Origin of the sequence: Amycolatopsis tucumanensis (genome assembly GCF_021654135.1) — a bacterium.
GTDB lineage: Bacteria > Actinomycetota > Actinomycetes > Mycobacteriales > Pseudonocardiaceae > Amycolatopsis_E > Amycolatopsis_E tucumanensis.
In genome coordinates this window covers 97,827-109,580 of sequence record NZ_JAKGSD010000029.1, presented here as the reverse complement: position 1 = coordinate 109,580, position 11,754 = coordinate 97,827, and the positions used below count along the sequence as shown (strand labels likewise).

At 71.9% G+C, this 11,754-nt stretch carries 12 protein-coding genes; 8 read left to right on the top strand and 4 right to left on the bottom strand.

Going from position 1 to position 11,754, the window contains the following annotated elements; all coding sequences use genetic code 11:
- Window positions 1-180: 180 nt before the first annotated feature.
- The gene (locus L2C96_RS26230; RefSeq protein ID WP_020418730.1) at window positions 181-1,620 is read left to right on the top strand and encodes an amino acid permease; all 1,440 of its coding nucleotides are present in this window, start codon (window positions 181-183) and stop codon (window positions 1,618-1,620) included.
- Here L2C96_RS26230 and L2C96_RS26225 read toward each other — a convergent pair.
- Complete coding sequence (locus tag L2C96_RS26225; protein WP_235716148.1) at window positions 1,610-2,254, bottom strand: DUF6885 family protein; 645 nt, start codon at window positions 2,252-2,254, stop codon at window positions 1,610-1,612. The two genes, L2C96_RS26230 and L2C96_RS26225, sit on opposite strands and share 11 nt — an antisense overlap.
- Window positions 2,242-3,588 carry a type I glutamate--ammonia ligase gene (locus L2C96_RS26220; RefSeq protein WP_237338152.1) on the bottom strand — a complete coding sequence of 449 codons (1,347 nt, stop codon included), beginning with the start codon at window positions 3,586-3,588 and terminating at the stop codon, window positions 2,242-2,244. The genes L2C96_RS26225 and L2C96_RS26220 overlap by 13 nt, the downstream gene beginning before the upstream one ends.
- Window positions 3,589-4,001: 413 nt before the next feature.
- Here L2C96_RS26220 and L2C96_RS26215 point away from each other — a divergent pair, with 413 nt between their 5' ends.
- Both L2C96_RS26215 and L2C96_RS26210 read left to right on the top strand, forming a co-directional pair.
- Window positions 4,002-4,184, top strand: a complete 183-nt coding sequence (locus tag L2C96_RS26215; RefSeq protein WP_017983718.1) for a DUF7455 domain-containing protein — start codon at window positions 4,002-4,004, stop codon at window positions 4,182-4,184.
- A gap of 140 nt (window positions 4,185-4,324) precedes the next feature.
- Entirely contained in the window at window positions 4,325-5,656 is a 1,332-nt protein-coding gene (locus tag L2C96_RS26210) for a PepSY-associated TM helix domain-containing protein (protein WP_237338151.1), read from the top strand.
- 48 nt (window positions 5,657-5,704) lie between these two features.
- Here the strand turns inward: L2C96_RS26210 and L2C96_RS26205 are convergent, their stop codons facing one another.
- Window positions 5,705-7,468 (bottom strand): DEAD/DEAH box helicase, encoded by a 1,764-nt coding sequence (locus tag L2C96_RS26205; RefSeq protein WP_017983720.1) that lies wholly within the window; start codon window positions 7,466-7,468, stop codon window positions 5,705-5,707.
- A gap of 212 nt (window positions 7,469-7,680) precedes the next feature.
- On the opposite strand from L2C96_RS26205, the gene L2C96_RS26200 reads away from it, so the two are divergent.
- The gene (locus tag L2C96_RS26200) at window positions 7,681-8,772 is read left to right on the top strand and encodes a YihY/virulence factor BrkB family protein (RefSeq protein WP_020418733.1); all 1,092 of its coding nucleotides are present in this window, start codon (window positions 7,681-7,683) and stop codon (window positions 8,770-8,772) included.
- On the opposite strand, the gene L2C96_RS26195 is transcribed toward L2C96_RS26200, so the two are convergent.
- Window positions 8,733-8,987 carry a DUF3039 domain-containing protein gene (locus tag L2C96_RS26195; protein WP_017983722.1) on the bottom strand — a complete coding sequence of 85 codons (255 nt, stop codon included), beginning with the start codon at window positions 8,985-8,987 and terminating at the stop codon, window positions 8,733-8,735. The genes L2C96_RS26200 and L2C96_RS26195 overlap by 40 nt on opposite strands.
- Before the next feature lie 75 nt (window positions 8,988-9,062).
- On the opposite strand from L2C96_RS26195, the gene L2C96_RS26190 reads away from it, so the two are divergent.
- The 4 genes from L2C96_RS26190 to L2C96_RS26175 are packed head-to-tail and all read left to right on the top strand — an operon-like array spanning window position 9,063 to window position 11,750.
- The gene (locus L2C96_RS26190; RefSeq protein ID WP_237338150.1) at window positions 9,063-9,443 is read left to right on the top strand and encodes a tautomerase family protein; all 381 of its coding nucleotides are present in this window, start codon (window positions 9,063-9,065) and stop codon (window positions 9,441-9,443) included.
- Between the two features lie 16 nt (window positions 9,444-9,459).
- Window positions 9,460-9,969, top strand: coding sequence for a pyridoxamine 5'-phosphate oxidase family protein (locus tag L2C96_RS26185; RefSeq protein WP_237338149.1), 510 nt, complete (start codon window positions 9,460-9,462; stop codon window positions 9,967-9,969).
- Window positions 9,970-9,981: 12 nt separating this feature from the next.
- Window positions 9,982-10,887 carry a pseudouridine-5'-phosphate glycosidase gene (locus tag L2C96_RS26180; protein ID WP_237338148.1) on the top strand — a complete coding sequence of 302 codons (906 nt, stop codon included), beginning with the start codon at window positions 9,982-9,984 and terminating at the stop codon, window positions 10,885-10,887.
- Window positions 10,884-11,750 (top strand): carbohydrate kinase family protein, encoded by an 867-nt coding sequence (locus L2C96_RS26175; RefSeq protein WP_237338147.1) that lies wholly within the window; start codon window positions 10,884-10,886, stop codon window positions 11,748-11,750. Before L2C96_RS26180 ends, L2C96_RS26175 begins: the two co-directional genes overlap by 4 nt.
- Window positions 11,751-11,754 lie beyond the last annotated feature (4 nt).

The following is an 11,754-nucleotide window of genomic DNA, read 5'->3' as shown; positions in this document are numbered from 1 at the left end:
GGCATGTTCGGCTTGCGGTGAGCACGGAGGTTGCGGCCCTGGCTCAAGGTGATCGCGCCGGTGTCAGGCGACGGGATGACCACCCAGCTTCTCCTGGGTTCAAGGCCGAAGGCTTCCGCCTTCGTCACAGCAAAGGGCCACCGCGCTGCGGGGATCCAGGTGATCTTCTAACGTTCCACCATGGGCATCACCCGAACGCTTGACGTCAACGAAGTCCTCGCCCGGCAGGAGTCCGGCGAGTTGAAGCGCCGCCTGCGGGCCAGGGATCTGGTGGGCTTCGGGGTCGGCATCATCATCGGCACCGGCATCTTCACGCTCGCCGGCGTGGAGGCCAAGACGCACGCCGGGCCGGCTGTGACGTTGTCGTTCGTGATCGGGGCCGTCGTGGCCGGCCTGGCGGCGCTCTGTTACGCCGAACTGGCCTCCAGCGTGCCGACGGCGGGCAGCGCCTACACCTACGCCTTCGCCACGCTCGGGGAGGTGTTCGCCTGGATCATCGGCTGGGACCTGCTCCTCGAGTTCGCCCTCGGCGCGGCCGTGGTGTCGCGCGGGTGGTCCGGGTACCTCGCGAACCTGCTCGGGCTGCCGCAGGAGTGGTTCGGCGAGGAGGCGACCGTCAACGTCGGCGCCGTCGCCATCATCGCGGTCCTCACCGTCGTCGCCGTGCTCGGGATCCGCGAGTCGGCCCGGGTGACGAACGTGCTGGTGCTCGTCAAGGTCGCGGTGTGCGTCCTGATCATCGCCGTGGGCGTGTTCTTCATCAAGGGCGCCAACCTGACCCCGTTCATCCCGCCCGCACAGCCGGGCGAGAGCGGGGCGAGCGTGCTGCACCAGCCGGTCGTGCAGGCCGGGCTGGGGCTCGAACAGTCCGTGTACGGCATCGGCGGGGTGCTGTCCGCCGCGGCGATCGTGTTCTTCGCCTACACCGGGTTCGAGGCCCTGGCCAACCTCGGCGAGGAGACCCGCAACCCGCGCAAGGACCTGCGCATCGGCATCCTCGGCGCCCTCGGCGTGTGCGCCCTGCTCTACATCGCCGTGTCGCTGGTGCTGACCGGCATGGTGCCGTTCACCGACATCGACGCCGGCGCGCCGCTCGCCGCCGCGTTCGACTCGGTCGGCCAGCACTGGGTGAGCGCCCTCATCTCGCTCGGCGCGGTCACCGGACTGACCTCGGTGATGATGGTCGAACTGGTCACCATCGGCCGCATCGGCTTCGCGATGGGGCGCGACGGTCTGCTGCCCAAGCCGATCGGCACCACCCACCCGCGCTGGGGCACGCCGCACCGGATGACCATCGGCGGCGCGGTGCTGATCGCCCTGCTCGCGGCGTTCGTGCCGATCACCGAGCTGTCCGACATGGTCAGCATCGGCGCGCTGTCGGCCATGGTGATCGTCGCGATCGCGGTGCCGGTGCTGCGCCACAAGCGCCCGGACCTCAAGCGGCCCTTCATGGTGCCGCTGTCCCCGGCTCTGCCGATCATCGCCGCGCTGGCCTGCCTGTACCTGATGCTGAATCTGGACGTGCTGACCTGGATCCGGTTCGCCGTCTGGCTCGCGATCGGCCTCGTCATCTACTTCGCCTACGGCCGCAGGCATTCCCGCCTCGCGGCTAAGGAGTGAAGCCCGCCCGCGCGATCAGCGCCCGCGCCGCGGCCATGTCGGCGGCGGGCACCACGAGCAGCAGCCCCCGCAGGGCGGCGACCACCCGGTCGAGCAGCTGCAGGTGCACCCCGTCGCGGCCAGCGGTGGGGTAACCGTCCACAATGGCCACCAGCGTGCCGCCCGGGCCGCTGAGCACGCCCGCGAGGAACACCGGATTCCTGGTGCGCCAACGGGAACTCCAGAACGGCGGCAACCCGCCGTCGAGGTAGTCGCGCAACGCGGTGTCGGGGGTGTCCGGCGCGCCGAGGTCCGCGGTGTCCACAAAGGCCACCAGCGTGGCGTCCAGCTCGGGCACCCCGGCCAGGATCGCGCGCAACCCGGCGGCGGTCCACCCGCCCTCGGCGGCGACCGCGGTCAGCTCGCCCCCGGACAGCTCCGCGATGGCCGCCGCGGCGGAGCCCGGCGACGATCCCGCGGACGCGGTGTCGTCCTGGCTCGCCACCGCGATCCCGTGCGCCCGCAGGGAAACCAGCGTGACGAACGCGGCCGACTCGCCCTTCTGCTGCGGCATCTCGGCCCGCGCGAGGTCGATGAGGCGCGTGGCGCCGGGGAACCAGCGCACCTCGTCGAGCAGCCCCACTAGTACCGCCACAGGTGGGCGGCGACGATCTCCTCGACCGTCCGGTCCGCGGCCCAGCGCCGGTCCGAGGCACGCACCGCGCGGAACGCGCCGAGCAGCTCCTCCCCCAGCGCCGCGCGCATCCGGCCACTGGACGCCAGCGCGCCGTCCTGTTCGTCCGATGTGACCGGAAGGCGGCGGATTCCCGCGGCCGCCCGGCGGTCCTCGGTCCAGGCGCCGGGATCCTCGCCGACCGGATCGGGCAGGGCGAGCCTCTCCTCCAGTCCCGCGATGCCCGCGGTGATCACCGCGGCGAGCGCCAGGTACGGGTTCGCCGAGGCGTCACACGGCTTCAGCTCCACGTTGGCGTGATCGTCGCCGAGCAGGTCGGACCCCGGCACGAACCGCAACGGCGCTTCGCGGTTCTCCACGCCCCAGAACGCGTATGCGCTCGCGAAGTAGCCCGGGCGCAACCGCAACGTGGACGGCACGCTCGGTGCGGTCACCGCCGTGATGGCGGGCAGGTCCCGCAGCAGCCCGGCGAGGTAACCCGCGCCCTCGCCGTCCGGCACGCCGGCGAGCAGGTTGCGCCCCTTGCGCCACACCGAGGTGTGCAGGTGCCAGCCGTTGCCCGCCGCCTCCGGGCTGACGATCGGCGCGAAGCTCAGCCGCAGCCCGTGCTTGTGCGCGGCGGCGTGCAGGGTCTGGCGGGCCAGCAGCTGGTCGTCGGCCGCGGACACCGGATCGGTCGCCGCGAGCGAGAGCTCCAGCTGCGCCAGTCCGTACTCGGCGTGGAACTGGTTCAGCCGCAGGCCGTTGGCGTCGAAGTCGTGCAGCACTGTCGCGACGAAGTCGTCCAGCGGGATCAGGGCATGCGGACTGTAGGCGGGACCGCGGTGGCCGGGGGCGGAGGCGATGTCCGGCGCGCCGGCGGGAGCCACGGCGAACTCCATCTCGAAGCCGGCGCGGATCTCGTAACCCAGGTTGGCCGTCGCGGACACGACGGTTTCCAGCGCCGTCCGCTGGCAGTAGGGCCACGGCGATCCGTCGGCGGCGACCTGCCGCCCGGGCGCCCAAGCGAGCGCGGGCTGCCCGGCGAGCCGCCGCAGCCGGTCGATCACCGGCACGAGACGCACGTCACCCGAGGGCGTGCCCAGTCCGGGGTGGCCGAACGTGATGACGTCGTGGGTGTCGAAAACAGCGAACAACGACGTGATCCCGACCCCGCGCGTCGCGGCCGCGGCGAGACCGCCGATCGGCACGATCCGCGAGCGCGGGATGCCGTTGTTGTCGGCCCAGGCGATCTGCGCCCCGCCGACCCCGGCCGCCGCCAGGTCCTTCGCGGCCGCCGACGCCTGCTTCGTCATGACAGGGAGTGTCTCACGTGCCCCGCGCGGGGGATGGTTTCGCACACGGACTGATCACGATCTTGCCTCGGACCGGTCCACCGAATTCCGCTGAGAACGAACAAGCTGCTCCGCGCGGCCGCTTGACACGGGTTCGCACGAGCCGATTTCCACCCGCCTGCACTGGTCCTGACCACGGTAAACGGGTTTCTGGCAGGTTTCTCCGTCCTGAATGGCGGGATTGATCTACGGCATCCGGGGTAATTCTGCGTGACACACATCCCAAGCAGCCGGGAACACTTGCCAGGCGCTCAGCGTCTGCAAGAGTGGAGGCCAGCGAACACCGCGGAGCCGACGGGCAACCGCAGGGCCGAAGTGGTCGCCGCTGGATCGATGGCATCGGGCAGCCGATGCCGGGACGGAGGGAGACTCCAATGACATCACCGACGCTCACCCGCCCCGAGTTGACCGCAGCCGACCGTTGTGACCGGTGCGGTGCCGCAGCACAGGTACGAGCCATCCTCTCCAGCGGTGGCGAGCTGCTCTTCTGCGGCCACCACGCCCGCGAGTACGAGTCGAAGCTCAAGGAGATCGCTGCGGAGATCCAGCGCGGCTGAGCCAGACCACAGACAGCAGGCGGGCGCCCGGGGTTCACCCGGGCGCCCGCTTTGTCATGTGCCCGACGTCACACCGGGAACCGTCGCGTTGATTCCGGCGACCTGGAGGGAAAGCCGGTCCCTCCCCGCCGAGGAGCAGCATGACGACGGACGACCTCCTGGAGCCAACCGCACCGCCCGCCGCCCCGTCCGCGCCCCGCGGGACGCTGCGACCGGTCCTGCTGCGCCTGCACTTCTACGCCGGGATCCTCGTCGGCCCGTTCCTGCTGGTGGCCGCGATCACCGGGCTGCTGTACGTGTTCGCGCCGCAGCTGGAGCAGGTCGTCTACGACCACGAGCTGCACGTGCCGGCCGGGACCACGACGCAGCCGCTGTCCGCGCAGGTCGCCACCGCCGAGAACGCCGTTCCCGAAGGAACGTTGTACAGCGTGCGCCCCGGGCCGACGGCGACCGACACCACCCAGGTCGTCTTCAAGGTCGACGGCCTGCCGGAGAGCTACTACCGCACCGCCTTCGTGAACCCCTACGACGGCGAGATCCGCGGCGTGCTGGACACCTACGGCTCCGGTGGCGCGATGCCGATCCGGGGCTGGCTGGACAACCTGCACCGCAACCTCCACCTGGGTGACGCGGGCCGGATCTACAGCGAGCTGGCGGCGAGCTGGCTGGCGGTCGTGGTGGCCGGCGGGCTGGTGCTGTGGTGGGGCGGGCGGCGTCGCAAGCGCAAGGCGACGACCGGCCGGGCACGCACGCTGTCCTGGCACGCCACCACCGGCACGTGGGTGGCGCTGGTGCTGTTCTTCCTGTCCGCGACGGGTCTGACGTGGTCGCAGTTCGCCGGGCAGAACATCTCCGAGGTGCGGGCCGCGCTGAGCTGGCAGACGCCGTCAGTGCCGTCGAAGCTGCCGGGCGCGACGGCCGCCCCCGCGGTGGACTTCGACGGGGCCCTGGCCGCGGCGCGCACGGTGGGCTTGGACGATCCGGTCGAAATCACCCCGCCCGCGGTGGGCAAGGCCTACGTGGTCAAGCAGATCCAGCGCAGCTGGCCGGAGAAGCAGGACGCGGCCGCGATCGACCCGGCCACCGGCGAGGTGCTGAACGTGCTGCGCTTCGAGGACTGGCCGCTGGCCGCGAAGCTGGCGCGGTGGGGCATCGACGCGCACATGGGCCTGCTGTTCGGGCTGGCGAACCAGATCGTGCTGGCCGTGGTGATGGCCGGTCTGATCGCGATGATCGTCTTGGGGTACCGCATGTGGTGGCAGCGCCGCCCGGCCGGACGGCCCGTCGGCCGCCCCTTCGCGCGCGGCTCGCTCCGGCGGCTGCCGATGAAGGTGCTGGTGCCGCTGGCCGCCGCCGGGATCGTGGTCGGCTGGTTCATGCCGGTCTTCGGGCTGTCGCTGCTGGCGTTCCTGCTGCTCGACGCCTTCCTCGGGTGGCGGGCGCACCGCCGCTCCGAGGTGGCGCGCACCTAGCCGCGCCACCCACACGCTGTGCCGGTCCCGCTCCAAGCGAGGCCGGCCTCACCAGGAACGCAGCGTCGCGATCCGCTCCTCCAGCTGTTCCATCGTCGCCATCGCCGTCGGCGGGCCGCCGCACGCTCGGCGCAGCTCGTTGTGGATCGCGCCGTGCGGTTTGCGCGTGCGGTGGTGGTACATGCCCACCAGCGTGTTCAGCTCCTTGCGCAGCGCCGCGATCCGCTCGTTGACCGACTGCGGCCGCGGCGCGGGCGCTGGGACCTGCTCCTTCTCCGGCTTGCGGCGGCTGGCGTCGGCGAGCTGCTCCTCCTGCCGCTTGCGCAGCAGCGCCCGCACCTGGTCCGGCTCCAGCAGCCCGGGCAGCCCGAGGTACTCCTGCTCCTCCTCGCTGCCGGAGAACACCGCGGTGCCGAAGGAGTTGCCGTCGTAGATCACCTGGTCCAGCTCGGCCGATGCGCCCAGCGAGGTGAACGCCTTCTCCTCCTCGCCGGGCTCGTCCTCGGTGCGGTTGGCCTGCGCGAGCAACTCGTCGTCCCAGCCGTCCTTCTCCCGGTGCGGCTTGCCGAGCACGTGGTCGCGCTGGGCCTCGAGCTCGCTGGCCAGCTCCAGCAGCACCGGCACGCTGGGCAGGAACACGCTCGCCGTCTCGCCCTTGCGCCTGGCCCGCACGAACCGGCCGATGGCCTGGGCGAAGAACAGCGGCGTCGACGCGCTCGTGGCGTACACCCCGACCGCCAGCCGCGGGACGTCGACGCCTTCGGACACCATCCGCACCGCGACCAGCCACCGGTCGGTCGACTCGGAGAACTCGCTGATCCGCGCGGTCGCCTTCGGATCGTCGGAGAGCACCACCGTCGGCGCCTCGCCGGTGATCCGCGCCAGGATCTTCGCGTAGGCGCGCGCCGACTCCTGGTCGGTGGCGATGACCAGGCCGCCCGCGTCCGGGATGCCACCGCTGCGCAGCTGCTGCAGCCGGGTGTCGGCGGCCTGCAGGACGGCGGGGATCCACTCGCCGCCGGGGTCCAGCGCGGTGCGCCACGCGCGGGCCGTCTGCTCGGCCGTCAGCGGCTCGCCCAGCCGCGCGGTGAACTCCTCCCCCGCGCTGGTGCGCCAGGACGCCTCACCGCTGTAGGCGAGGAACACGACGGGCCGGACGACGCCGTCGGCGAGCGCGTCGGCGTAGCCGTAGGCGTGGTCGGCCTTGCTGCGCAGCGAGCCGTCGCCGTCGGGCTCGTAGGTGACGAACGGGATCGGCGAGTCGTCGCTGCGGAACGGGGTACCCGTCAGCGACAGGCGCCGCACGGCCGGGGTGAACGCCTCGCGGATCGCGTCGCCCCAGCTCTTCGCGTCGCCGCCGTGGTGGATCTCGTCCAGGATGACCAGCGTCTTGCGACCCTCGGTGCGCACGCGGTGCAGCGTCGGGTGCGCGGCCACCTGCGCGTACGTCAGCGCGACGCCGCGGTAGTCGGCCGCGACGGCGCCCTGGCCGTTGCGGTAGTTCGAGTCGATCGGGATGCCCGCCATCGCCGCGGACGCCGCCCACTGGTGCTTGAGGTGCTCGGTCGGGGTCACGATGGTGACCGCCTCGACCGTGCGGTCGGACAGCAGCTCGGCGGCGATGCGCAGGCCGAAGACCGTCTTGCCCGCGCCCGGCGTCGCGACGGCGAGGAAGTCCTGCGGCTGCGTGCTCAGGTACTTCGTCAGCGCGCGGCGCTGCCAGGCCCGCAGCGGGCGGGCGGTGGAGTCGTGCTGGGGCTCGGGTGCGGCGAAGCCCTGACCGGTCCGATTACCCTGGGCCGTGTCCGACAAGGGATTCCTCCCCCTCCTCTCGCCGACGATGGAACGCGACATGCGAATGCCCCCACGGAACTGCCCGGCCGCGATGCCGGACGGGGGTGAGGGCGGCTCATCGGAGATTACCCGTCCCCTCCGACAAGGGCCGCGAACGGCACGGCGGAGTTGAACACGCCACAGGTCTTGACAAGCCAAATCGCGCCGATTCCGCCATGCTTGGGGCTGACATGAGTTCACCGTCCGACGAGACGCCCGATGGCGCCGCCCGCCGCAAGGGTCCGGCGCGCCTGCTCGGGCGCACGCTGAACAAGGCGTGGGACGGCAACATCTTCTCCGAGTCTGCGGAGGCGGCGTTCTGGCAGACGCTGTCGCTGCCACCGCTGCTGCTCGGGCTGCTGGGCAGCCTCGGCTTCATGGGCGACTGGTTCGGACAGGGCTTCGTCACCGCGGTGCACGACCGGATCATCACGTTCGCGGACAAGATCTTCAGCGGCAACGTGGTGAGCCAGATCATCGAGCCCACGGTCGACGACATCCTGACCATCGGCAAGGGCGAGATCGTCTCGGTCGGCTTCCTGATCTCGCTGTGGGCCGGCTCGTCGGCGATGTCGTCGTTCGTCGACGCGATCACCGTGGCGCACGACCAGTACGGCGTGCGCAACGAGGTCTGGCAGCGGATCTACGCGCTGCTGCTGTACCTGGCGAGCCTGGTGCTGCTGGTGGTCGGCCTGCCGATCATCGCCATCGGACCGGACGTCCTGATCGACTTCCTGCCGGACGGCTGGGCGCCGACGATCACCACCTGGATCAGCTGGCTGTACTACCCGGTGATCGGGGTGCTGCTGGTCCTGGCCGTGGCGACCCTGTACAAGCTGGCCCTGCCGCGCCGGCTGCCGTGGCACCGCGGGCTGCCCGGCGCGGTGCTGGCGATGGTGATCTTCCTGCTCGCGAGTGTCGGCCTGCGGGTCTACCTGTCCTGGATCACCAGCACCGGCTACACCTACGGCGCGCTGGCCACGCCGATCGCGTTCCTGCTGTTCACGTTCTTCATCGGGATGGCCATCGTCGGCGGCGCCTACTTCAACGCCGCGATCCAGGAGCTCTGGCCCGCGAAGATGACGCGCCGCCAGCGCCGCAAGTGGCGGCGGCTGGAGATGGAGCGCGCCAGGGAACGCCTGCGCGAGGACTCGCCCTCACTGTGGGAGCGCACGACGCAGCCGTTGCGGAAGCCGCGCAAGCAGGAGGAGGCTCCCGCGACCGGGGAGGACGACCTGGCGGATCAGTCCTCGCCGTCGGGGCCGGGGCGCAAGCCCTCGTAGATCTCCTTGCAGGCCGGGCACACCGGCGAGCCGGGCTTGGGCGAGCGGGTGACCGGGAAGACCTCGCCGCACAACGCCACCACGTACGTGCCCATGACCGCGCTCTCGGCGATCTTGTCCTTGCGCACGTAGTGGAAGACCTTCGGCTGATCGCTGTCGGTCTCGTCGGTGGTCTCCGGGCGTGTGTCGACCTCAGGCAGCGTCTGGGTGCTCATGTGCTCATTTTGCCGCAGCACCCGTCGTGGCCGACACTCTGGCCTTCTGTACCTACTGGTATGTACAGTGAGGGTATGCCACTCGTACGCATCGACGCCCTGCCCGTGCACGACGACGCCACCCTGACCGCGCTCGGGGACGCGGTCCACCAGGCCATGACCGAGACGATCGACGTGCCGCGGGACGACTTCTTCCAGATCGTCACCCGCACCGACGGCCACCTCCGCTACGACCCCGGCTACCTCGGCATTCGCCGGGACGACGGTGTGGTCTTCGTCAGCCTCACGATGCGGGTGGGCCGCACCTACGCGCAGAAGAAGGCGCTCTACGCGCGGATCGCGGAGCTGGCGTCCGAACGGGCCGGGATCGAGCCGCGGAACGTGTTCGTCAGCGTGACCGAGAACCACCCGGTGGACTGGTCCTTCGGGGAGGGCGTGGCGCAGTATCTGGGGTGAAGGGAGGGCTCCGCCGATGACCGTTCCCCGCGCCACCCGCCCGCACATGCCCGGCTACGGCACCCTGCCCGCCGACCAGGGAACGGGACTGCTGCCCTGGTCCTGGGCCGAGAGCCGGCTGCGGGACTCGCACGACTACTGGGTCGCGACCGTGTGGCCGGACGGCCGCCCGCACCTGATGCCGGTGTGGGCGGTGTGGCACGACGAGGCGCTGTGGTTCTCCTCGTCGCGCGGCGCCCGGAAGGTGCGCAACCTGCTCGCCAACCCGGCCGTCACGATCTCGACGGACGACGCGCTCAACCCGGTGGTGCTGGAGGGTGTCGCCAAGGTCGTGCGGGACACGGTGTCCGTGCGGGCGTTCGTGGAAGCGGTGAACGCCAAGTACCGCACCGATTACGGCACGGACTTCCTGGACCCCGACGTCAACGCGACCGTGCGGGTGCGCCCGCGGTGGGTGTTCGGGCTGGACGAGCGCGACTTCGGCGGCTCGCCCACCCGCTGGGACTTCACGGCGGACCGTCGGTGAAGATGGTCCCTCGTGACACCCCCGATATCGCTGGCCGACGAGGTCGCCGACGCCGTTCACAGCGGCCGCGCGGTCGTCGCGCTCGAAAGCACGATCCTGTCCCACGGCCTGCCGCCCGGCCGCAACCTCGCGGTCGCGAACCGGCTGGAGGAGACCGTCCGGAAGGCCGGCGCGGTGCCGGCCACCATCGCGGTGCTCGACGGCGTCGCGTACGCCGGATTGTCGCGCGCGCAGCTGGAGCGCGTGTGCGCGCCCGACGCCGGGCTGGACAAGCTGTCCCTGCGTGACCTGGGGCCCGCGATCGGGCTCGGCCGCTCGGGCGCGACGACGGTGGCGAGCACGTCGGCGCTCGCGCACGCGGCCGGGATCGGCGTGTTCGCCACCGGCGGGCTCGGCGGCGTGCACCTCGGGGCGGCCGAGTCCTGGGACGTCTCCGCGGACCTCGGCGTGCTGGCGCGGGTGCCGGTGCTGGTGGTGTGCTCGGGGGTGAAGTCGGTGCTGGACATCGCCGCGACCCTGGAGGTGCTGGAGACGAACTCCGTGCCGGTGCTGGGGTACCGGACCGGCGAGTTCCCCGCGTTCTACCGGCGGACCTCGGGTTTCGAGGTGCCGTGGCGGGTCGACGACCCGGTCGCGGCCGCGGCCGTGGTCGCCGCGCACCGGCGGTACGCGTCGTCGGGGGTGCTGCTGGCCAACCCGATCCCGGCCGAGGCGGAGATGGACGCCGAACTGCACGACCGGTTGCTGGCCGAGGGGCTCGCGCTGCTGTCCTCGCGCGGCGTGCACGGCAAGGAGGTCACGCCGGTGCTGCTGGAGCACTTCCACACCGCCAGCGGCGGGGTGAGCCTGGACGCGAACGAGGAACTGGTGGTGTCCAACGCGCGGGTCGCGGCCGAGGTCGCGGTGGAGCTCGCGTGAAGGTCGTCGTGGTCGGGGACGCCGGGCTGGACGTGGTGGCCCGGCACGAGGGACCGATCGTCCACGGCGGCGACTCGCGGTCGCGGGTGCGGCTGGCCGGCGGCGGCGCGGGCGCGAACACGGCGGTGTGGCTGGCCGAGGCGGGCGTGGAGACGACGCTGATCGCACGCATCGGCGACGACGCCGGCGGGCGCACCGTGCGGGCCGAACTGGAGGCGGCGGGCGTGTCGTGCGCGTTCGCGGTCGACGGTGACGCGCCGACCTGCGTGGTCGTGGTGCTGGTGGACGGTTCGGGTCAGCGGAGCATGCTGCCGGACCGGGGCGCGATGGCCCGGTTCGCGCCCGCGGACATCGACCCGGCGGTGCTGGCCGGCGCGGACCACGTGCACCTGTCCGGGTACGTGCTGCTCGACCCGTCGTCGCGGCCCGCGGGGCTGGCCGCGCTGGCGGCGGCGAAGGAGGCCGGGCTGACCACGTCGGTGGACCCGCAGGCGGCCGCGTTGATCACCGATCCGGGGGCGTTCCTGGCGGACGTGCGTGGCACGGACCTGTTGCTGCCCAACACGGAGGAACTGCTGGCGCTGACCGGCTCGGCGGCGCCGTCGGCGGCGAAGGCGCTCCTGGACGACGTCGGCGCGGTGGTGGTGACGGCGGGTCTGGAGGGCGCGACGTGGGTGTCCGCCGACGGTGAGGTGAGCGTGCCCGCGGAGGAGGCGGAATGCGTGGACTCCACCGGCGCGGGCGACGCGTTCGACGCGGGCGTGCTGGCGGCCTGGCTCCGCGGGGAGTCCACTGTGGACGCCCTGCGGGCGGGCGTGCGGCTGGGCGCGCGGGCGGTCACCAAGGTCGGCGCTCAGCCCTGATCCC